16 protein-coding genes and 1 pseudogene are annotated in these 21,386 nt (G+C 49.5%); 13 read left to right on the top strand and 4 right to left on the bottom strand.

Annotation, left to right across the window (positions count from 1 at the left end):
• The first annotated feature begins 577 nt into the window (after positions 1 to 577).
• The 5 genes from B9T62_RS30995 to B9T62_RS30975 all read left to right on the top strand — a co-directional run bounded on the left by B9T62_RS30995 (position 578) and on the right by B9T62_RS30975 (position 6,861).
• Entirely contained in the window at positions 578 to 2,191 is a 1,614-nt protein-coding gene (locus tag B9T62_RS30995) for an extracellular solute-binding protein (RefSeq protein ID WP_087918789.1), read from the top strand.
• 73 nt (positions 2,192 to 2,264) lie between these two features.
• Positions 2,265 to 3,167: an ABC transporter permease gene (locus tag B9T62_RS30990; protein ID WP_087918788.1), complete on the top strand. Its 903-nt coding sequence runs from the start codon at positions 2,265 to 2,267 to the stop codon at positions 3,165 to 3,167.
• A gap of 25 nt (positions 3,168 to 3,192) precedes the next feature.
• Positions 3,193 to 4,065, top strand: coding sequence for a carbohydrate ABC transporter permease (locus B9T62_RS30985; RefSeq protein WP_087918787.1), 873 nt, complete (start codon positions 3,193 to 3,195; stop codon positions 4,063 to 4,065).
• 32 nt (positions 4,066 to 4,097) lie between these two features.
• Positions 4,098 to 5,042, top strand: a complete 945-nt coding sequence (locus tag B9T62_RS30980) for a sugar phosphate isomerase/epimerase family protein (RefSeq protein WP_087918786.1) — start codon at positions 4,098 to 4,100, stop codon at positions 5,040 to 5,042.
• 70 nt (positions 5,043 to 5,112) lie between these two features.
• Positions 5,113 to 6,861 carry a hypothetical protein gene (locus tag B9T62_RS30975; RefSeq protein ID WP_087918785.1) on the top strand — a complete coding sequence of 583 codons (1,749 nt, stop codon included), beginning with the start codon at positions 5,113 to 5,115 and terminating at the stop codon, positions 6,859 to 6,861.
• Positions 6,862 to 6,911: 50 nt separating this feature from the next.
• Here the strand turns inward: B9T62_RS30975 and B9T62_RS30970 are convergent, their stop codons facing one another.
• From B9T62_RS30970 to B9T62_RS30955, 4 genes are all read right to left on the bottom strand, one after another.
• Entirely contained in the window at positions 6,912 to 8,429 is a 1,518-nt protein-coding gene (locus tag B9T62_RS30970) for a glycoside hydrolase family 32 protein (protein ID WP_087918784.1), read from the bottom strand.
• Between the two features lie 67 nt (positions 8,430 to 8,496).
• Positions 8,497 to 9,954 carry a glycoside hydrolase family 68 protein gene (locus B9T62_RS30965; protein WP_087918783.1) on the bottom strand — a complete coding sequence of 486 codons (1,458 nt, stop codon included), beginning with the start codon at positions 9,952 to 9,954 and terminating at the stop codon, positions 8,497 to 8,499.
• Positions 9,955 to 10,234: 280 nt separating this feature from the next.
• A complete protein-coding gene (locus B9T62_RS30960; protein WP_087918782.1) occupies positions 10,235 to 11,086 on the bottom strand; it encodes a PRD domain-containing protein in 852 nt (283 codons plus the stop codon).
• A gap of 46 nt (positions 11,087 to 11,132) precedes the next feature.
• The gene (locus tag B9T62_RS30955; RefSeq protein ID WP_087918781.1) at positions 11,133 to 12,617 is read right to left on the bottom strand and encodes a PTS transporter subunit EIIC; all 1,485 of its coding nucleotides are present in this window, start codon (positions 12,615 to 12,617) and stop codon (positions 11,133 to 11,135) included.
• Positions 12,618 to 13,122: 505 nt separating this feature from the next.
• Between B9T62_RS30955 and biuH the strand changes: the two genes are divergently transcribed.
• From biuH to atzF, 8 genes and pseudogenes are all read left to right on the top strand, one after another.
• Positions 13,123 to 13,806, top strand: a complete 684-nt coding sequence (gene biuH / locus B9T62_RS30950) for a biuret amidohydrolase (protein ID WP_087918780.1) — start codon at positions 13,123 to 13,125, stop codon at positions 13,804 to 13,806.
• Positions 13,807 to 13,837: 31 nt separating this feature from the next.
• A complete protein-coding gene (locus B9T62_RS30945; RefSeq protein ID WP_087918779.1) occupies positions 13,838 to 14,872 on the top strand; it encodes an ABC transporter substrate-binding protein in 1,035 nt (344 codons plus the stop codon).
• A gap of 47 nt (positions 14,873 to 14,919) precedes the next feature.
• Positions 14,920 to 15,717 carry an ABC transporter ATP-binding protein gene (locus B9T62_RS30940; RefSeq protein WP_245864167.1) on the top strand — a complete coding sequence of 266 codons (798 nt, stop codon included), beginning with the start codon at positions 14,920 to 14,922 and terminating at the stop codon, positions 15,715 to 15,717.
• Positions 15,714 to 16,465 (top strand): annotated as a pseudogene (locus B9T62_RS30935) (ABC transporter permease). Before B9T62_RS30940 ends, B9T62_RS30935 begins: the two are co-directional and overlap by 4 nt.
• Complete coding sequence (atzD, locus tag B9T62_RS30930; protein WP_087918777.1) at positions 16,462 to 17,532, top strand: cyanuric acid amidohydrolase; 1,071 nt, start codon at positions 16,462 to 16,464, stop codon at positions 17,530 to 17,532. The pseudogene B9T62_RS30935 and the gene atzD overlap by 4 nt, the downstream one beginning before the upstream one ends.
• A complete protein-coding gene (locus B9T62_RS30925; RefSeq protein WP_245864162.1) occupies positions 17,529 to 17,969 on the top strand; it encodes a cupin domain-containing protein in 441 nt (146 codons plus the stop codon). The genes atzD and B9T62_RS30925 overlap by 4 nt, the downstream gene beginning before the upstream one ends.
• A 4-nt stretch (positions 17,970 to 17,973) precedes the next feature.
• Positions 17,974 to 19,617, top strand: coding sequence for a PucR family transcriptional regulator (locus B9T62_RS30920; protein WP_087918775.1), 1,644 nt, complete (start codon positions 17,974 to 17,976; stop codon positions 19,615 to 19,617).
• Positions 19,614 to 21,359: an allophanate hydrolase gene (gene atzF / locus B9T62_RS30915; RefSeq protein WP_087918774.1), complete on the top strand. Its 1,746-nt coding sequence runs from the start codon at positions 19,614 to 19,616 to the stop codon at positions 21,357 to 21,359. The genes B9T62_RS30920 and atzF overlap by 4 nt, the downstream gene beginning before the upstream one ends.
• Positions 21,360 to 21,386 lie beyond the last annotated feature (27 nt).

Below are 21,386 nucleotides of genomic sequence, written 5' to 3'. Positions count from 1 at the left end.
TTCCGAAGGAACAGCCCGCCTTTGATCTTAAGGGTCTTGCGCATTCCGAAGGAACAGCCCGCCGTTGCCCTTAAGATCTTGCGCATTCCGAAGGAACAGCCCGCCTTTGACCCTAGCCTCCGGCGCGCATCCCGTCAGGGATAGCGTGCCGCCCCCGGCGGCGTTCAAGCGGTCCCGCAGGGATAAGCGCTCCCTCCTCCCAGCCTCCTAAACACAGTACCGCCAGACTTATTCGCCAAACTTGCAGGTGTCCAGAGGGTGCAACCCTCTCAAACCCTCCCTTGGAAGGGAGGGTTTGAGAGGGATCGATCCGCCTTTGTGAAAGCGGTTTATCCCACGAAAATAGTTGTATGGATAAACTGGAAGTCCGAATTTGCAGCAAGGGGAATATCCGAAACAGGTTTATTGTCAAACCCCTGAAATTCATGAAATACTGTGGGCATCCGGAACAACAAGCGGCCCAGTAGCACAGCGAATAAACATCATGTGAAATGGATTCCGCTAGGGACGGACAGGGTTCAAGGTTGGGGGATCATAAAGTCACCATTAAAGCCTGAAAGGCGAAGGAGATGGAAAAATGACAGTGAACGTACACCAAGGAGTTCTGAAGAAGGCAATCGGAATCGGATTGACCGCAGTGATGGGTATTTCCCTGCTGGCAGGGTGTTCCTCCAATTCTGATAATAACAAGGCAAACGGGGGGGCGGCGGCAGAAGGGGAAAGCGCCAAGCGCGTTAAGTTGAAGGTGGAAGTGTTTGACCGCGGCAACAGCCCGGCGCCTTATACCATTACCAACAACTATTTGACTAAACTGGTGCAGGAACGGTTCGGCGATCCGAATAACATTGATGTCGAATTTGTACCCATTCAGCGCTCTGAGGAAATAACGAAGCTGAACGTTTTGATGGCGAGCAATACCGATGTACCTGATATCGTATTTACTTATGATTCCAGCGTATTTTACCGCTACGCCCAGCAGGGCGGCCTGACCGATGTCGGTGAACTGCTCAATGAGCATGGCCCCAACCTGAAGAAATTTATTGGTGAGGATACACTGACATTCGGCCAGCTTGAAGGTCAGCAGTACGCGATCCCGGGTAAACGGGCGATCACAGGCCGCTACAGCTCTTACATCCGCCAAGATTGGCTGGATAAACTGGGTTTGCCTATGCCAACGACGACCGATGAGCTGTATACAACTTTGAAAGCGTTTAAAGAGAAGGATCCGGGCAATCTTGGCAGCAAAAACATCCCGATGGGCATGGCGCTGGCTCCGGCTCAGTATGAAACGCTGATTTATTCCTTCATGAAGCCGATCAGCGGCGATCTGACCTACAGTCAGCGTTATGAGCTGCCGCTTCACGAAGGCTTCAAGGATGCCTTGCAATTTCTGAACAAGCTCTACAACGAAGGAATGGTCAGCAAGGATTTCAGTCTGGACGAGGATAAGACCCAGTTGGCCAAGGATATCCAGAACGGCAATGTAGGCTACTGGTCGGAGGATGTGGATGTCCTGTTCTATGCCGATGGTACCCTGGATAATCTCTACAAAAATGTGGAGGGCAGCAAGGTGCTTCCCGTAGACATCTTAACCAACGCCAACGTTGACAATAAGCATATTAAATCCCGCTATGCCTCCAACGGTATGTACCTCATGATTCCGAAGAGCAGCAAGCGTGCCGTAGAAGCGATTAAGTATCTCGATTGGATGGCCTCGGACAATAATCTGATCAACCTGCAAAACGGAGTCGAAGGTGAGAACTATGACATGGAAGACGGCATTCCGGTAGTCAAAGCAGATGTCCCCCAGGAGTTTGCCGACCGTTTGTTTAACGCCGGTGACACGGCCATTATCTCCAACGGCAAAAACATCGGCGACCAGGCTACCAACGAAAAAGCATGGGTGATGGGCTTCCCTGAACGCAACCAGGAAATGCTGAAGCAATCTATCGCTATCGCCAACACGGATACGGTCGGACCGCTCGTCTTCGGCAAGCCGATTGAAGCGGAAGCGCAATACGGCAACACACTCAATGACAAACTCGGCGTGATTATTGTAAAGACGGCGATGGTCAAGCCGGAGCAATTTGAAGCCACTTACGAGCAGGAAATGAAGGATTTCATGTCTTTGGGTGGAGATAAGCTGCAACAAGAGCTGGAGCAGGCGCTTAAGGAACTACCGGCTCAATAAATAAATATGAAGTGAAAACCCGGGGGAAGTGGTTGCCGCTCCATCCGGGTTTTCTCCATAGGAGGAAACCGACTTGAGCAAAGCGACATACTTTAGACGGTATTGGCAACTATACGCGCTGCTATCGCTGCCTATTATATATTTCCTGATTTTCCGTTATGGTCCAATGTATGGCGTGCAGATTGCCTTTAAGGATTTCAATTTGTTTAAAGGAATCGGAGGCAGTGAGTGGATCGGCTTTGACGCCTTCCGCGAGGTTTTTGGAATGAGGGAGTTCTACACTACCCTGCGCAATACCTTTATGCTCAATTTTCTGGATTTACTCGTCTCCTTCCCGGCTCCAATTATACTGGCTATTATGCTGTATGAAATTAAGTCGGTATGGTTCAAAAAAATATCGCAGACCATCCTGTATATCCCGCACTTTATTTCCTGGGTGATCATCGGGGGGATCGTATATCAATTATTCGGCAACCAGTCCGGTATGGTGAACGGTGTTCTGGAGGGCATGGGACTAAATCCTATTCCATTCTTGACGGAGAAAAACCCGTGGCTGATTACTTATCTGTTCACAGGTATCTGGCAAAGTGCCGGCTGGGGAACCATCCTCTACCTGGCAGCGTTGACCGGTGTCAACAAGGAGCTGTTTGAAGCTGCTGAAGTAGATGGAGCAACCAGGCTCAAGAAGATCCGTTATATTACGCTTCCCAGTATTAAACCAACCATCGTGACGCTGCTTATTCTCAATATTGGAAAAATGGTCACCATCGGCTTTGACCGTCCCTACATTATCGGGAATACAGCGGTACGTGAATATTCCGATGTGCTCAGCACCTTTGTGTACCGGATCGGTATGGAATCCGGGCAATATACGCTGGCTACCGTAGTCGGATTGTTCCAGGCGGTGGTAGGGCTGGTGTTCATCCTTGGCTCCAACTATATTTCGAAAAAAGTGACCGGAGACGGTATTCTATGATAAAGAAGGAAGGAGGCGGAGTGCTATGAGTGAACGTACCTCAAACCGGATATTCGATATCGTCAATATTGTGTTTGTTGCCTTGTTCGTTTTGTTCTGTCTGGCTCCGTTTTTACATGTGATTGCGGTGTCGCTCAGTTCCAACCGGGCAATCACTTCCGGAGAAGTAACGATTTTTCCCATTGAAGTGAACTGGGATGCCTACATTAAAGTTTTTTCTGATAATGCGATGATTCGCTCGCTCATCTTCACCATTGTGCTTACGTTTGCTACAACGGTGTTATGTATGCTCTTCACGATCGCAGCAAGCTATCCGCTGACCAAAACTAATCTGAAGGGCCGCAAATTCTTCATGTATGTAATCATCATTACCATGTTCTTCAGCGGTGGCATCATTCCCGAGTATTTGCTGATCCGTGACCTGCACATGCTCAATTCGGTCTGGTCGCTTATTCTGCCCGGATTGGTCAGTCCCTTTAACCTGATTATTCTCATTTCTTTCTTCAATAATATCCCTCCCAGCCTGGAGGAGTCGGCCGAAATCGACGGCAGCTCCCATTTCTATACACTCATGAAAATTGTATTGCCGTTATCCATGCCGGTTATGGCTACACTGTCCCTCTTCTATGCGGTCGGAAGGTGGAACGGCTTCCAGGATTCCCTGATGTATATCAATAATCCGGACCTGTATCCGCTCCAGCTTAAGCTGTTCCAGATGGTGCAGAACAATATGGTATCTGAACTGACACAGATGGAAGGAGCTAACCGGACCGCGCTGACACCGGAGAGCCTTAAGGCGGCCACCGTCATCTTCGCCACGGTACCGATCCTTGCCGTCTATCCATGGCTGCAGAAATATTTCGTCAGCGGCGTCATGCTTGGTGCTGTCAAAGGCTGAACCCTAAGGTATAGAAAAAGGAGAACACAGTTATGGAGGACAAAGGAGCATTCTCATTCTCAACTTGCTGGAATATTAAGCGCCATACTGTCGGCAGCGGGATGCTGGAGGAAATCCGCAATCTGGGCTTTCGCCGGGTGGAACTGAACTACAATGTGACTAAGGAAATGCTGACCACCATCGAGCCGATGATCGAGCGGGGAGAGATTGGAATATCCAGTGTTCACAACACCTTTCCCCATGTCCCGGACCCCGATTACGGCACCGATTCTGTGCTGCTCGGCTTCGAGAATGAGGAGAAGCGGCAGCGGGCGATTGAGCTGCTGGTCGGCTCAGCCGAATACGCCCAGCGTTATGGTGGCGAGGCTGTTGTTGTGCATCCTGGTGAAGTACCTTTTCCTAATGATATCAGCAAAGAGCTGGAGCAAATCTACAGCGGACAGGGCAGAGATTCGGAAGCTTACCGCAGCAAATGGGCGGAGCTGATGGAGCGGCGGGAAGCCTACAGCTCCAGTTATGTGCAGACAATTATCGAAAGCCTGGATGAAGTATGCAACCGGGCCGCTTCTAAGGGCTTAAACGTCCGCTTTGGCATCGAAACACGCTCCAAGCCACAGCAGATTCCGACGCTCGCGGAAGCCAAGACGATTATCAGAGCGCTAAAGGGTGCCCCTGTGGGCATATGGTATGATACCGGTCATGCTATTATGATGGACCGTCTGGGTCTGTACGACAGTGTGGGAGAAATGGAAGGTCTGATGGATGATATTGTGGGCGTCCACATTCATGAGACCATCGGTCTCTCCGACCACTGGTGCCCCTATGTGAACAGCAAGAATATGGATTTCTATGATGCCTATTTACCGATGATTGAGCGGGCACAGGTCAAGGTGTATGAGCTGAAGGCGGCCTGTAAGCCGGAAGAAATCCATGAAAGTCATCGCCTGCTTGCTGCCAAGCTGGCGGGCAGAGGATAGGCCACTGACGTCTTAAGGAGCCTGGCACCGCCCGGACATGAAGCAGAATGTTTAACTTGGAGGGAATACAATGTACAAGCAACTGGTGGAAAGTAATGACAGAGCGGTAGAGGGAGGGCTGTTCCGGCAGGTGCTCGACCCAGTGAGCCGTTATTATGGAGGGACGATTGACCCGGGTACGGGTATTGCCTGGGTCAATCATACGACAGGCACGCCGACCGATATGTGTTATTGGGGAGCGGCTCTGGCCAATCCCGATTCTACATATTATCGGGATGAGCGGCTGCTGGCGCGGCTGCTGCTGGCGACGGAGTTCGTGCTGCGCGCCCAGCACGAGGACGGCTCTATCTCTCCAGGCTGGACGAACTATCACTCTCCGCCGGATACGGCCTTTGTCATTGTCGGCTACGCCCAGCTGTACCAATTGCTGGCTCGGCAGGACTGGGAGCCGCTGAAGCCGGTGCTGAATAACATGAGGCTGTTTCTGAAGCGGACCGTCCCCGTCATGCTTACAGGGGGATGCCACACGCCGAATCACCGCTGGGTACTATGCGCAGCACTGGGATTTCTGCATGAGCTGTTTGGACTGGAAGAGGCTGCTGAGCGGGCCGATCAATGGCTGGCGGAAGGGATGGACATTACCCCGGACGGGGAATGGACGGAGCGGAGCAACGGCATTTACAGCGCAGTTAGCGACATTATGCTGATTCACGCCGCCCGTCTGCTGGACCGGCCGGAGCTGCTGGACCCGGTCCGTCTAAATTTGCAGATGATGGTCTATCTGGTTCATCCTAGCGGCGAGGTCGTGACCGATTATTCTGGACGGCAGGATCTGGGAAGCTATCACGATCTGTCTCCGTATTATTTGCCTTATGCGATTCTGGCCCGTTCCGACAGGGATGCACTGCTTGCGGGCATGGCTGAATGGGCCGGCCGGGCGCTTGTTGATCCGGGTGTCTGCTCCGTCAACGTGCTTGTGCGGATGCTGCTGGAGCCGGAGTTGCAGCAGCCGTTCGAGGCCTCAGCGGCCCTGCCCGTGAAATATGAGCAAATATTGAACGGTGATTTTCTGCGGTATAGCTATCTGCAGAATATGGAGGCCGCCGGTCATCAGGGGCGGATTTACCACAGCCGGCTGCATACGGATTTCGGGGCACCGGTTGCCCGTTTCAGGGACGGCGACACCAGTGTGACGCTGATTACGGAGACGCCATCCTTTTTTGCGCTCCGCCACGGTGCCGTGAGGCTGTTGGCCGTGCAGCTGGCTTCTTACTTTTACCCAGGGTATGTGCCAATGCAGGAGATGACCAAGCTGCCCGAAGGATACCGCCTGGCAGGAGAGCAGAAGAAGGGTTATTACGGTCCAGTTGAAGGAGCATGGCTTCCGCAAACCTCCGGGGCGTCGGTAAGTCCGTGGTATTTACTCCCGCACCAGAGCCGCCCACTTACCCATGAACAGACGTTCCGTGTAGAGACGGAGGTTCAGCGCACTGACGAGGGCTGGACACTCCGGCTGCATGGTGATAAGCCGGGGGAGGTCATGACTCAGCTGTCTTTCATTTTTGGGAAGGAAGGAAGCTTCACTTCCGGAGAGCTGCAGCCTACAGAAGAGGGCTGCTATCTCTGGAGCGGTGGTATCCTGCGGTATACCTGTGGTGAGGATTGGATTGAATTGACGGGGGGCGAGCTGGGCCATCTGGCGGCCACAGTGCGCGAGGCGAAGCTGCAGGATAACTGCAAGGTGGTGCTGGTCAACTTTATGACCCCGTTCGACAAGATGTTTACTATCACCCTATCTCCTTCCATGATAAGGGAGTAAACCCGGCTCCTTATGGACGAACTGGAGAACATGTTAAAACGCTACTGACATCAAGATGTCAGTAGCGTTTTGTAGAACGGCTTGATCACAATATTTCTAAAAATCGCTGTGCCGCCCTCGGAGAACAGGGTGATTCCTTGATCGTTTAATTCAGGGAAAATGAGACTGGAATACACTATGGTTCCATCATCAATAAAGACTTCGACGCTCGTTTTATCGACAAAAATCTTCAGATGAACTTTCTTCTTGCTTACATCGAAGGGAGCCGTGCTTTCCAGATTTTCCTCGCTTTTGTCGGGGTGCCCCGTATAGGCCCGATTGACATAAGTGTACCCGCCTTTTACAGAAACTCCAACATCAACATGACGGTTTTTATCGGATGATTCCCGAAGTCTGAGTCCCACATTCTTGATCTCTGACCAAGTGATATCGGCGTCAAGCTCGTACGAATTTCCTGTGAAAGGAAGCGTTTCAGAGCCATTTACATCGATTTGTTGATATGAAACCGTTGAATCCGCCATTTGACTTAAGGCTTCAAGCGGTTGCGAAACAAGATGATAAGTGCCATCGCCTACCGGTTTAAGTTCAATTTGACGAACAATCGAGTCCATACCGTTGAAGCCTTCCCGCAGTGTCGGTGTATTATGGGCATAATCCCAATTGTTCATCCAGGCTAAAGCGTAACGATGACTAGTTTGATCCCTGCTGATCCCATCTTCAAATGTTACGGCACCGTACCAATCATAGCCGTAATCCAGCCACAGTGGTTCCTGGAGATCGGGGTGAAATGCCTTTCCGTCAAAGTCTCCGGTCCAGTAGGCGTAGGTATTTGGCTTTCCTGATGATTTGCCGTTGGCACTGACGCCAAGCACCCATTTATAGGTTCCGTCGTCCGCACGCATCCGGTACAGATCGGGACATTCTACGAGTCCGATATTCTCCGTTACGAAACCGCTTGTATAGTGCCAATCTTTTAAGTTCGGAGACTCATAAAACCCTATTTTTGTGCCTTCCGCCAAGGTCATGATCCATTTGCGGGAGAAGTCATCCCAGATGATTTTGGGGTCTCTAAAATCAGGTGTTCCCGGATTCGGCAGAACGGGTCTGCTGCTGTAGGCTGTAAATGTTTGTCCCCGGTCGGTACTATACCATAAATATTGTTCCTGCTGTCCGCTGCCAGCGGAGGGCTGAGTCACAATCGCGACAAGAGCCCCTTTTCCGAAGCCTGCGGTGCCTGTCTCGTCCACAATGACTGACCCTGACCAGGGATCGCCATTTGGATTCGTATATTTGGGGATAGCGACCCCTTCATCTGTCCAATGCACCAGATCTACGGATGTCGCATGCCGCCATTCGGTGCCATTCCCCGTGGGATAATCACGGTTATAAAGATAATAGTAATGGTATGCTCCATCAAAATAAATCGGCCTTTGGGGGTCGTTTTTCCACTTGTCGGGCGCTGTGAAATGATAGTTGGCCCGATAGGTCAAATTTGGATGGGAAGCGGGAACTTCCTTCGGGTTGTGGTCCCTTCCGGAGTAATGAGCTGCTAATCCTATAGTGAACATAAAGCTTAAACAAATGGTGCATAAAAGAAATTGCCGCTTTAATGCTCTCTTATTTGTGTCCAAGAGGTTAGTTAACCGTCAATTGCCCTTGTTCGAGGACACTGTCTTTGACGACTGAAGTTTTCGAGCCTTTAATGTTTAGCAGGAAACTTGGCGCAAAAGTGGAATGCTGGTCGGCATATAACCCTCTGTTAGTCATATAGCTGGTGATGACCACATTATTTCCTTTCGCCTGAGGGACCGCGAAGTGGGAGTATGTCCAGATAGGATCATTAGGATCAAGAGCCATGTGCAATACAAGTCCGCTGCCGTTCAACGGTTTGTAAGGTCCGGTCAATGAAGACGCTACATAACCCAGCATGTATACATCATTGGCGCCGATTCCATCAATCGTCATTTTGGAGCCTCTGGAATCCGTGAACAAATACCATTTTCCATTCATTTCAAATAAGTTTGCGCGTTCGATTTCATCCGTTACGGTATTGGAGGCAATCAACGGCTTCATCACTGTTTTCAGCGTGTAATCATCATTCAACTCAATAATACCCAGTGAGCCGTTCGCTAATGCCGCCAGAGATTTCTTAGGACCGAACAACAATTTATTTTTTTCAGCTTCGAAGAAGGGTTTGCTTCCTTCATAGTAAGTTCTGTTGGATAGCGATTCTTCTCCCTGGTAACCCGTTTCCGATCCGGTATTTGATTCGAAGACTAGGTATTTACGACCGTTGTCTTCAACATAGTGAGGATCTCTTAACGTATGGTTATCGGCATAGTCACCTTCACCGAAGGCTTGATCCACAGTTTGATACATCTTGCCGTCTCCGTCAAAGATCGATTTGAGGTCTTCCACGCCATCCACTTTCAGCGTATCCGCATCCGGCTTGGACACATTAACTTGAGCTGTCGTCAAGGTTTGCTTGCCAAAAAATCCGTTCGCCGGATCCCAGCCTTGGCGGTTGGTATAGAACAAGCGGACTCCGCCATCTTTCGTCAAGGTTGCGGAACCGGACCATTCTTCGGCTTGATTGTTGAGAATCGGATCGTTTGAAAGGTATTTATCACTATCCTTAAAGACTCTGCCGGCATTTTTCCAGCTGTCAATCGATGTGTCGCCCACTTTTTGATAGAACATATATATGAATGTGTCCCATCCTTTTTTAGGATCTCCCGCCAACGCAAACACGATATGGTGGCCATTATATTCGGCGACTGTTCCGTCCGCGTTTTGAAGCGGCCAGCTGTCCCAAACATCAAGATCGATTGCGTTACCCCACTGGTCAACCCCTTTTGCAGAAGGGATATTCTTGATTGTGGAAGCATTGAACGGAGTGACTTGAAACTGCTCGCTCTTTTGTTGCTCCGGTATTTTCAGGATGTCAGAACGGGTAATGTGGGAGAAGCCATAGCTTTCTTTGTAATCCTTGCTGTTATTCCCTTGGGCAAAAGCTGAAGCCCCGCCACCTGCAAGCAATGCTGTTGTAAAGGTTACTGCTGCTGCTCTTCTAACAATCTTTTTGATAGTCATACTGTCTGTCTCCTTTTCTGTTTCAAAATTTGTCATCTTAAACAGAAAAAAGACCTAAAAATACCATGGGGGACACGTAAATCGCATCGATTCCCAAGCGGATTTTTAGGTCTTGCCTGCTTAACAGTAACAATCCCGACATATTTTATTGTCGCGTTAATTCTATAATTTTATAACGGATACTGGCTATAGACTGATACTCCTGTTTTTCTTAAACAAAAAAAGAGTGTTATTTGTTATTTTTTACAATATCAAGGGTCTAAAGTCCTGTAATTTTCAATTACAAAATATTACCTTCCATCGACCGGGTACATATCCGGCCGATTTCCATGGCGATAAATACCAGCTGACTGTCAATGAAAGTATACCCGTAATCCTCTTCCACCTGATCGCCGACCTCCTTAGCCTGCAAGTAAGCCCGGGCGTAGCGCTCTTTGGCAATTCGTACAATTTCGGGGTTCAGCTCATTGAGAAGCTTACCGGTTTCATCGGATTGCAGGATATTTTCAAGCTGGGTCACCAGACGCTCGTAGTTGGCGGAGCCCCGTTTGAGCATAATGCCGGCGGCCTGTTCCACTCCTTCGGCAATATCACGGATCATTGCCGCCATTTCGCCATCTGTTCCGTGAGCTCCGGCGTTTTTCCAGGCGGTATGGATATGCATGGCGATGTATCCTACCTCGTCCTCGGGAATATCGACCTGCAACGTTTCGCGGATTATGCTTTTGGCGTGTTGGCCGATCTGGAACTCTCTCGGGTATAAAATGCGGATTTCATCCAGCAGCGTGTTCTGGATCAACGTTCCCTTAGCGATCCGCTCCAAAGCGAATGAGAGATGATCCGTCAGCGCAATATGAATATGTTCATTAAACGCTACGTCCAGTTCGCGTTCTGCATACGAAATAATCTGCTCGGACACCGCAATCTCCTCCTCGGGCAATGTCCGCAGCATTTCCTGCAAATGGCCATATTGATCCGGGTCGCCCATAATGAACACTTTCTCGATAAGGGACGGATCTATAATATCGTTTTTCCTTTTCTGAAAAGCAATACCGGAACCCATGACAATCTTTTCCTCTTCGTGGTCGTTTACCACAACCGCGTTGTTGTTCAGAATTTTTTTGATTTTCATGTTTATCTCCTATGCTTTTTCGATTCATATCTAGGATTATTGTTCCTTAAGAAGGCGGTTTGTCCACACCCAGAATCCATGTAGTCATAAAGGCTGTAACTGCTGCAAGCAGAAAACCGATCATATAATGAATAAGATTCATCGGTCCGAGCTCGACGATAAAGGCAATCATCGGAATCCCGGTCAAACCGAACGAATCCGCTACCACTTGGTGAAAGGCTACATAAGCCCCTCCGGCGGCTCCTCCCGCCGCAGCGCCCAAGAAGGGACGGCCAAGCTTCAGGTTGACGCCAAAGGTGACCGGTTCGGTGATGCCAAAAAAGGCGGTGATCGAAGCGGGCAGCGCTATTTTTTTCAGAGCCTTGTCCCGGGTTCGGGCATACACAGCCAGTCCGGCCGCACCCTGTGCGATATTTGCCATGGACCAGATGGGGAGCAGGAAATTAACGCCGATGTCCGGATTGGTAATCAGTCCAATTTCAACGGCCTGTATGCCGTGATGCAGCCCACTCATGACGATAGAGCTGTAGATTCCCCCGAGCAGCAGCCCGAAAACCGTACTGCCGTATGTGAACACCGCTTCCAGCAAGCTGCTGAGTGAGCTGCTCAGTTCAGAGGTGAGCGGTCCTATGACCAGAATGGCAATGCTGCCCCCAACGGCAAGGCTTAGAAAGGGAATCAGCATAACAGCAACGGAAGACGGAATGATCCGGCGCAGCCCCTTCTCAATTAAAGTCATCAGCAATACCGCAAGAATGGTTGGAATTACGGCTCCCTGATACCCAGACTGCGGCGTGACCATTAAATCTGCGGAGCTTAAGGGTACTCCGCCGAAGCCAGTGACCCGTAGAAGATCAGGACGGGTCATGAGAATGCCGATTGCGGCACCGAGCGGAGGAGTGCCCCCGAACCGCTTGGCTGTGTGATAACCGAACATCACGGCCAGAATCTGAAACGCCGATGCGGTCAACAAGGACAAGGTTCGAAACCAGACACTGCCCGGCGGCGCCCAGCCGAAGGCCTCCATCATGCTGAGCAGGCACAGCAACAGGCCGACCCCGACAAAGAGCGGAATCATGGGCACGACGATATCGGAAAAAAAGCTGACCGCATCGATAAACTTTCTTAGCACGCCCTGGTTTACCAGGCCTTTCGCCTTGGACGATGAACCATCGGTGCCGGCCACCGGCATCGATGGTCTCTGTTTCTGTACTTCAGGCCCGCCGTCTTGAAGAATGCGGACAACCTGCCGGTGTACCTTGAAGACGCTGGCCGATCCCAATATAATCTGCAGCTGTTCGGCTCGAAAGAAGACGCCGTGAACCTCCTGCATGCCGGAAAGGCCAGCTTCATCCACTCGGGAGCTGTCCCGCAGTCTAAGGCGAAGCCGGGTTGTGCAGTGAACGGCTTCCGACACATTATCGGCTCCTCCGGACAACCCAATCAGACGTACAGCCAATTCCCTGGCCGAGCCGCGGATCTCTTTCGCGGGTTGTCCATCCTGTTCCGGGCGGATATTCCCTTGCGGCATTGCAGTTCCTCCCAACCCTTTTGCGTAGAGGCTATAACTATCACCCCGGCTTGTATTCAACCTGCGGGGCCGAACATGACTCTTCTGAGGTCTATGCCTGCCTCAAAAAGTAACAACTCCGTAATATTTGACTGTAATCTTATTGTGACAATGATCGATTCTAAAATCAATGGTCAGGAATACCACATTATCTGGGAAGAAGCAGGTATTCCGCCTTAGTTCGGAACGATTCAGCCTGGGTCTGGCTTGCCTGAATGCTTAAGTTCTTTATAACCCCTGAAGAATCATTACTACTTAGGTCGGATTTCCACACTAGTGGCGTCGTTAAATGTCATATAATATAACGTAATATATATGGTTTATAGAATTTAACAATCGAAAGAGTGTTATTTTCGTAAAAATTATAAAGATTTCTTTGTTTATTTGTAATATAATATGACACATGAACATTTGAACGAGTAAATGTTATATAAACTAACGCGACAGCGAAGGAGGGGTAAATACTATGCAAATTGAAGCTATCCCTTATCGATGGCCCTACGACGGCGTCATTGACCCCAGGAAGACGGCGCTCCTGATTATTGATATGCAGATTGATTTTTGCGGAAAAGGCGGTTATGTCGAACAAATGGGTTATGACTTGTCATTAACCAGTCAAGCTATAGGGCCTATCCAAACTCTTCTGGAGCGTATCCGGCAGATCGAGGGTTTTACAGTTATTCACACAAGAGAAGGGCATAAGCCGGATCTCTCCGACTTGCCTCCTAATAAGAAATGGCGCAGTAAGCAGGTCGGGGCAGAGATCGGTTCCTTGGGTCCTGCGGGCCGGATTCTGGTGAGAGGTGAACCGGGCTGGGCCATTATTGAAGAGCTGACTCCTATTGAGGGGGAGCCTGTTATTGATAAACCGGGAAAGGGCAGCTTCTATGCTACGGATCTGGACCTCATTCTGAAGAATAAAGGAATCACCCATCTAATTCTGACAGGGATTACTACCGATGTATGCGTGCATACCACCATGCGGGAAGCGAACGACAGAGGATACGAATGTTTGATACTGGAGGATTGTACAGGTGCGACAGATAAGGGCAACCACTTGGCAGCCCTGAAGATGGTGACCATGCAAGGCGGCGTATTCGGCAGTGTCAGCAGCTCGGAACAGGTTCTGAAGGCTCTACAACCGCTCTAAGGCTTTCTATAAAAATACTGGAGGAATGTATATGTGGCACAAATCAACCAAGAAATCATCGTTCCTGATCGTAACCATGCTTATGCTTCTCTTAACCGCATGCGGTGCGGACAATAGCAAGAACTCAACTGCGACGGGATCTGCCGCCGGCAATTCAGCGGGAACGGAACCTGAGGCCCTGAAAAAAGTGGTGTTGCGGCTAAAATGGGTGCATCAAGCCCAATTTGCCGGATTCTATTCAGCGGTCGAGCAAGGGTTCTATAAAGAAGCGGGTTTAGATGTAGAAATTAGGCCGGGCGGTTCAGACTTCCCAGCAGTCCAAATGGTAGCTTCCGGCAGCGAGGAATTCGGAGTCACCGGGGCTGACCAGATTATATCAGGCCGTGAAAAGGGAGTGCCCGTTACCGCTGTAGCTACTCTTTACCGCCAGACTCCGTTTGTGCTCTTCAGCTTGAAATCGTCGGGTATCACTACAATGAAGGATCTTGAGGGCCAACAGGTAGGCGTGAAATTAGGCGGCAATGAGGAGCTTACTTACCGAGCTATGGTCGAGAGTGCCGGAATCGATGCTTCAACCATTAAGGAAATGCCTGTTAAATTCGATCTGAGTCCCTTGTTAAGCGGTCAAGTGAAGGTATGGCCTGGATATGTAATTAATGAGGTGCTGGCTGTTGAAGAGACGGGGGAAGAAGTTAATATTATCAAACCTGCAGACAGTGGTATTAACTTTTATGCAGATACTCTATTTACCACACAGGAACTAATTGATAAAGATCCGGAGCTGGTTAGAAGCTTTGTGCAGGCATCCATGAAGGGGTGGGCGTACGCTGTGGAGAACCCGGAGGAAGCTGCTGAGTTCGGATTGAAATATGGAGACTCTCTGAAGCTTGAACATGAAGTCAATATGATGAAAGCCAGTATTCCTATGCTGCAGCCTGAGAGTCCCCCGCTTGGGAAGATGGATCTCGAGGCCTGGAGCACGCTGCAGCAAAGTCTGCTGGATTTAGATTTCCTGAAGAAGGAGCAAGACTTGAGTACATTATTTACCAATGAATTTCTGGAGTAGGGGTGGCTGCCATGGGAGTATCACTAAGGAGTGAACGGAGTGGGCATATGACAGATCTGAAAGAAATAAACGTAACTTCGGCACTTAAACGTGAAGCGGCTGTGACTCTAAAGAATTGTTCGCTCTCCTTTGACACGGTGCCGGTCCTGAATAATGTGAACTTGGATGTATATAAGAATGAATTTCTAACGATTCTGGGACCCAGCGGATGCGGGAAATCAACCTTGCTGCGATTAATGCTGAATCTGCTTCAGCCGGACAAGGGAGGGGAAGTAATCTTTGGTTCGGATTCGCCCTCGCTGGGGATGGTTTTTCAGAAGCCGGTGTTAATGCCTTGGCTAACCGCCATCAAGAATATTGAGCTATCCCTGAGCTTAGGCACGAATAAGAAGATGTTCTCGAAGAAGGAAGCCCGGGAGAAAGCTGAAGGAGCGCTGCAGCTTGTGGGCTTGCAGGATTTCAAAAACCACTATCCCCATCAATTGAGCGGAGGCATGCAGCAGAGGATCGCGATTGCGCGGGCCTTGGCTGCCGATCCCACGGTATTGTTGATGGATGAGCCTTTCGGGGCTCTGGATGAATTCACGCGGGAGAAACTGAATTTCGAGCTTCTTCGTTTATGGGAGAGCGCTGAGACGAGCCTGAGTACAGTTGTTATGGTCACCCACTCTATTCATGAATCGGTGATGATGTCTGACAGAGTTGTCATGATGTCTCCGCGGCCTACGGGCGTAGTGGATATTATTCCAGTACCGCTTCCGCGTCCAAGAGAAGTGGGCATGGAAGATCATCCCGAGTTCTCCCGGACAGTTCATGAGCTAAGAAAGCAGGTCAAACATCTATGATCAATAAAATAAAGAATGGGTTGTATCCTGTCGGGTTCGCTCTGGGATTCCTGGTCTTGTGGGAGCTTGCTGTAAGAATATTTGATATTCCCTTATATCTGCTGCCTTCGCCTACGGCTATCCTTGCGGTCATTGATCTGAAGTTAGGCTCACATCTGCTGGTCACGTTATCGGAAGCTTTAACCGGGTTTATTCTCGCTAACATGCTTGGCTTTATAACCGCGATTATCTTCGTTCATTCCAAGACGCTGGAGAAAGGCATGTTCCCTCTGGCCATTGCCTTGAAAACGACACCGCTTGTGGCGTTGGCTCCATTGCTGGTGGTATGGCTGGGCACCGGGTTTACCTCGAAGGTGGTGGCCTCCATGTTGATTTGCTTTTTCCCGATTCTCGTAAACAGCGTTAAGGGCTTGAAGGCGATAGAATATGAAGCTTGGGAGCTCTTCTCTACTTATAAAGGTACGAAATGGGAGATTTTCTGGAGGCTGCGTTACCCAGCAGTCTGCCTTATGTATTCTCTGCGTTGAAGATATCAACCTCTCTGGCGATTGTAGGTGCGATCGTAGGTGAATTCGTAGGTGCGAGTAAAGGATTGGGTTATGTCGTATTGGTCTCGTCCTATCATATGGAGACTCCGCAGATGTTCTCGGCGATTATAGCTTCAGCGGTGTGCGGCCTGCTGCTGTTCTGGTGCATTAGCTGGATAGAGAAGAAGTTAATATTCTGGCAAAGGGCGGATGAGATATGAGATGTTCAGTTACACGCGTGCCTATGGCCTCACCAAGTGATGTGAAGACGCTCAGAACCTATGTGGATCAGGCAGCTATCCATCCCGATGAAGTGATTGCTGTACTAGGTAAAACCGAAGGGAATGGCTGTGTGAATGATTATACCCGCGGGTATGCGGTTCGTTCAGTGCAGGATTTCTTTGCCGGCTATATCGGAGAGAAGGCCAGGCAAATCTCTTATGTGATGTCAGGTGGAACGGAAGGCATATTGAGCCCCCACTTAACTGTTGTCAGTCGTAACCCCGGTGGTGATGAGGCCCGGAAGTATGACCGGAAGTCATTGGCGATAGGTGTAGCCAAGACACCTGAATTCCTGCCAGAGGAGATTGGACGATTAAACCAAGTAGAGCAGGTTGCTGCTGCAGTCAACCGTGCCATTCATGAAGCGGGGATTACGGATCACGCCGATGTTCATTTTGTACAGGTGAAGTGCCCGTTGCTGACTACAGAGCAGTTGCAGGATGCTAGCAGCAGAGCTGTGACAGTGGTGACGGAAGATACTTACAAATCGATGGGTTATTCACGTGGGGCTTCCGCACTCGGGGTAGCGATTGCCTTAGAGGAGATTGAGGCAGCCGGCTTAGAGGAGAAGGATATCTGCCAGGACTGGGAACAATACAGCTCCGTGGCTTCGACCTCAGCCGGCAGTGAACTGAATTACTGCGAAGTGATCGTCTTTGGCAACTCGTACAGCTCAGAAGGCCCATTCTATATTGATCATGATGTCATGAAGGATTCAATTGATGCGGATGCTCTCAGGAAGCTGATAGCCAAACATGAACAGGATGAGCTTGTCCAAGTATTGGCCAAGGCTGAAGCAGACCCGACCGGATATGTCCGCAGCCGCAGGCATACCATGTTAAATGATTCAGATATTAATCATACCCGGCATGCACGTGCTGTCGTAGGTGGCGTTCTTGCCTCCGTATGCGGCGATCCTATGATTTACGTTTCCGGTGGGGCAGAGCATCAAGGGCCTGCAGGCGGTGGTCCTGTGGCCGTAATTTTCAAAAGGGGGATGAAATGATGATCACAGCCAAAGAAACGAAGGTTCTGACAGGTGAAGCCAATCCGTGGGCGCTTATGCCCAATCATATTCATTTATACCATCGGGAAATCCTGTCAGCAGAACAGGCAGACGGCATGGGGATTAGAGCAAGTTCTATTCTGTGGGAACGAATTGATGTAGGGGGGCAAGTCCTGCCGCACTATCATGATGTAGCCGAGATTATTCATATTACTGTAGGTAAGGTGAAGCTGTTGTGCAATGATGAATGGAAATCCTACCAAGCGGGAGATACCTTTCACGTTCCTGCCGGAGTGATCCATTCCGTGGCCAATGACGATGACCAGCCGACGGAGCAAATCAGCGTGTTCTTGCCTGCTGAGCAAGAAACGGCACCGCTGAATACATTCTTTAATACGCAGCTTGTGGAAGATGTATATTCCATGAAATTGAAGTGAAGTTATGACTACCAATAAGATCGGGTTCACCTGCGGGGATATCTTATTAATACCCGACTTCAAGGATGCAGTGGTTCTGGCTGGTGCGAATGGTATGCAGCGTACCATAACGCGGGTGAACGTAATGGAAGTACCTGATGTAATCGATTGGGTAAGGCCAGGTGAATTCCTGATTACCAGCGGATTTCCATTCCGGGATCAGCCGGATGCGATCTCTGACATTATTCCACAGCTGGTGGAAAGAGGTGTGGCGGCCTTAGGTATCAAAACAAAAAGGTATATTGATAGAATCCCCCAGCGTGCGCTGGAACTGGCGAATCAGTTGGATTTCCCTATATTTGAACTGCCCCTGTCCGCCTCCTTCTCCGATGTGGTGAGAGATATTATGGAGCGGGTCTTGGTTCAGGAGGCCAGAGAATTGTCTCTTCTGCAGAGCCGGTTCCAGAAGCTGTCGCAACAGCTGCTGTATGGCAAAGGCATTGAAGAGTTCCTGCAATCGCTTGATGCGATGGTGAATAATCCGATCATCCTGCTGGATGACTCGGATCATTTGTTTCTGTCCCCCCAAGCAGAGCATGTGGTGAAGTTGATGGGAGAGGCCTTCATTTGGTCCCAAATGCGTGACGATAGTAATTTAGGGATCAGCTTCATCACCATAGGTGGACGCCGAACCCGCGTATATATCTCTGCAGTTAATGACAAGCAATATAATAAGTGTCTGCTCATTCTTCTGGAGTGGAATCAAGAGTCGTCTGTCGTGGATCAGCTGACGATTGACCGCGTAGGTGTCCTGGTAGGACTGGAAATGATTAATGCCCATGCCCGCAGGGAAGTGGAGTCCAAATATATTGATCAATTCCTGCAAGATTGGATATCCGGCCGGATGGTGACTATGGAGGATTTGAATATTAGAGCGGAGGCCTGCGGCTGTCCCCTGGAGAAGGATGATCGCCTGTATGTCGGTTTGGTCCGCTGGTTAGACAGCAAGCCAACAACGAAACAGCTGCTGCAGGCGGTCAGAAAAATTCGGATGAAGTCGTTTTGTCCGAATATTCAGGTAACCCTGTTGGAAGGAGAGTTGACCTTTGTCTTATCTCTGCCTCCGGAAGGTAATTTAAATACAACCTTAGATATGATTGCTGCGGACATCCAGGCGCAATTTGGATCAGAGCCCTATTCCATATGCTTGGGGAATGGTGTCGATTATCCGGATAAAGTATTTAAGAGTTATAGCGATGTTAAGAAAATCCATCATATCAGCACGATTTGTGATTATAGAGAAGCTTACATTGATTATAAGAAGCTTGGCATATTTCAATTACTGTATCTTCTGCCGGATATTGAAGAAATAAACGATTACCGGAATCGGTATATCGTCCCCATCCTCAATTATGATGCTAAGCATAACACGCTGTTATTCGATACGTTGAAGGTCTATTTGAAGCATAATCGAAATGCGAAGAAGACATCCTTGGAGCTGTTCACCCACTATAATACGGTAACCTATAGAATTGAACGGGTATGCGAGATCCTAGGCATTAGTTTGGATAGCGGGGATGATATGCTGCAGCTGCATTTTGCAGTGAAACTAAATGAAATGAGACCGGTAGAATCAGACGGAATTCCAAAGGGGAAGGTGACATCATGAACTCCATTGATATCCCGCGTGTATTATCTATAAAGTGGCTGCGGGAGATGTATACAGCCCAATTCATTACGCCTGAAGAGATCATTCTGGAGATCATTAACCGTTCGATTGAAGATGCAGATATGAATATTTGGATTGTTCCGCCCTCGATGGATCAACTGGCGATTTATTTAGATCGACTGAAAACGATGGATATTGCAACTTCTCCGCTGTGGGGCATTCCGTTCGCGATCAAGGATAATATAGATTTGGAAGGAGTGGCGACAACGGCAGGTTGTCCCGAATTCGCTTATCTGCCTACTGAACATGCAGTAGTAGTGAATCGTATGATACAGGCCGGTGCGATACCTCTGGGCAAAACCAATCTGGATCAGTTCGCCACAGGGTTGGTGGGAACAAGAAGTCCATATGGTGAAACGAGTAATGCGCTGCGCAAAGAATTAATTAGCGGCGGGTCCAGTTCGGGTTCTGCGGTTGCGGTTGCGCGCGGTCATGCAGCCTTTGCCTTTGGGACAGATACAGCAGGCTCCGGCCGGGTTCCAGCTGCTCTGAATCATCTAGTCGGGTATAAACCAAGCTTGGGTGCCTGGCCCACCAAAGGTGTGGTTCCGGCCTGCGCCAGCCTTGATTGCGTAACTGTATTTGCCCACTCCTTAGAGGAAGCTCTAGATGTAGATGCTGCTGCGCGCGGTCTAGATCCTACAGATCCCTGGTCCAAAGATTATCCGCAGCCCCACCTAAGCCTTCCCTCCAGAATGTATTTGCCGAATAATGCCCCCGATTTCTATGGGCCCTTTGCTAATGAATACCGAAACGCATGGAATGCTGCCATAACGAATCTGCAAAAAATGAACCTGGAGATCGAATACATCGATTATGATATCTTCTCCCAAGCGGCTGCAATTCTGTATGAGGGTCCATGGGTCGCTGAACGTTGGGCCGATTTGGGTGATTTTATTGATTCCCATCACGGAGCAGCCTTTCCTGTAACAGAGAAAGTGCTGCGTTCGGGTGCGGATGAGAGACATACGGCAGCTTCGGTCTTTCAGGCCATGCATAAGCTGCAGGAGATGAAGGCCATTACCAAGAATCTGTTGAATAATGCTGTGATGGTCATGCCTACCTGTGGAGGAACCTGGACCCGTGATCAGGTTCGGCAAGATCCAATCGGCACCAACAGCAATATGGGACGGTATACGAATCATTGCAATCTGCTGGATTTATGTGCAGTTGCTGTTCCGGCAGGTGATGCAGCTGCAGACACTCCGTTTGGAATCACGTTTTTTGCGCTTGCCGAGAATGAAGATTTAATCTGTGGAGTTGCGGATTTGTTCCAAGATACCTTGCAACGCGTTAGCCCATTGCGGACAGAGACAACGTTAGTGGCGGTATGCGGCTTACATATGCGTGGGTTCCCATTAGAGAAGCAAATGCATGAATTTGGAGCACATTTTGTCCGTGAAGAGGTTACGGCAGCCAAATATCAGCTGGTTAAGCTACCTACAGTGCCCTCTAAACCAGGCCTTATAAAAAAAGGGGTGGGGGGAGCATCGATTCATTTAGAAATATGGGAAATGCCCCTTAAGACGTTTGGTTTTTTTGCAGCATTAATACCTGCTCCGCTCGGTATGGGTAAAGTTGAGCTGCAGGATGGCTTGGAGATCCCCGGTTTTGTCTGTGAAGCTTATGCAGAGACAGAGGCGGAGGATATCACGGCTCTTGGTAGCTGGGAGAATATATAGTTGTGCGCTGTGAAGAATAGGGCACCT

It is taken from the genome of Paenibacillus donghaensis (assembly GCF_002192415.1).
GTDB classification, from domain to species: Bacteria; Bacillota; Bacilli; order Paenibacillales; family Paenibacillaceae; genus Paenibacillus_AQ; species Paenibacillus_AQ donghaensis.
This window is presented reverse-complemented; position numbering and strand designations above follow the sequence as displayed.

Bases quoted from the DNA above. Each gene is read 5' to 3' on its own strand.
- B9T62_RS30970 (WP_087918784.1), bottom strand. From the start codon at position 8,429: ATGTTCACTATAGGATTAGCAGCTCATTACTCCGGAAGGGACCACAAC.
- atzF (WP_087918774.1), top strand. From the start codon at position 19,614: ATGAACTCCATTGATATCCCGCGTGTATTATCTATAAAGTGGCTGCGG.
- biuH (WP_087918780.1), top strand. From the start codon at position 13,123: ATGCAAATTGAAGCTATCCCTTATCGATGGCCCTACGACGGCGTCATT.
- atzD (WP_087918777.1), top strand. From the start codon at position 16,462: ATGAGATGTTCAGTTACACGCGTGCCTATGGCCTCACCAAGTGATGTG.
- B9T62_RS30940 (WP_245864167.1), top strand. From the start codon at position 14,920: ATGACAGATCTGAAAGAAATAAACGTAACTTCGGCACTTAAACGTGAA.
- B9T62_RS30945 (WP_087918779.1), top strand. From the start codon at position 13,838: ATGTGGCACAAATCAACCAAGAAATCATCGTTCCTGATCGTAACCATG.
- B9T62_RS30955 (WP_087918781.1), bottom strand. From the start codon at position 12,617: ATGCCGCAAGGGAATATCCGCCCGGAACAGGATGGACAACCCGCGAAA.
- B9T62_RS30925 (WP_245864162.1), top strand. From the start codon at position 17,529: ATGATGATCACAGCCAAAGAAACGAAGGTTCTGACAGGTGAAGCCAAT.
- B9T62_RS30985 (WP_087918787.1), top strand. From the start codon at position 3,193: ATGAGTGAACGTACCTCAAACCGGATATTCGATATCGTCAATATTGTG.
- B9T62_RS30975 (WP_087918785.1), top strand. From the start codon at position 5,113: ATGTACAAGCAACTGGTGGAAAGTAATGACAGAGCGGTAGAGGGAGGG.
- B9T62_RS30960 (WP_087918782.1), bottom strand. From the start codon at position 11,086: ATGAAAATCAAAAAAATTCTGAACAACAACGCGGTTGTGGTAAACGAC.
- B9T62_RS30965 (WP_087918783.1), bottom strand. From the start codon at position 9,954: ATGACTATCAAAAAGATTGTTAGAAGAGCAGCAGCAGTAACCTTTACA.
- B9T62_RS30995 (WP_087918789.1), top strand. From the start codon at position 578: ATGACAGTGAACGTACACCAAGGAGTTCTGAAGAAGGCAATCGGAATC.
- B9T62_RS30980 (WP_087918786.1), top strand. From the start codon at position 4,098: ATGGAGGACAAAGGAGCATTCTCATTCTCAACTTGCTGGAATATTAAG.
- B9T62_RS30920 (WP_087918775.1), top strand. From the start codon at position 17,974: ATGACTACCAATAAGATCGGGTTCACCTGCGGGGATATCTTATTAATA.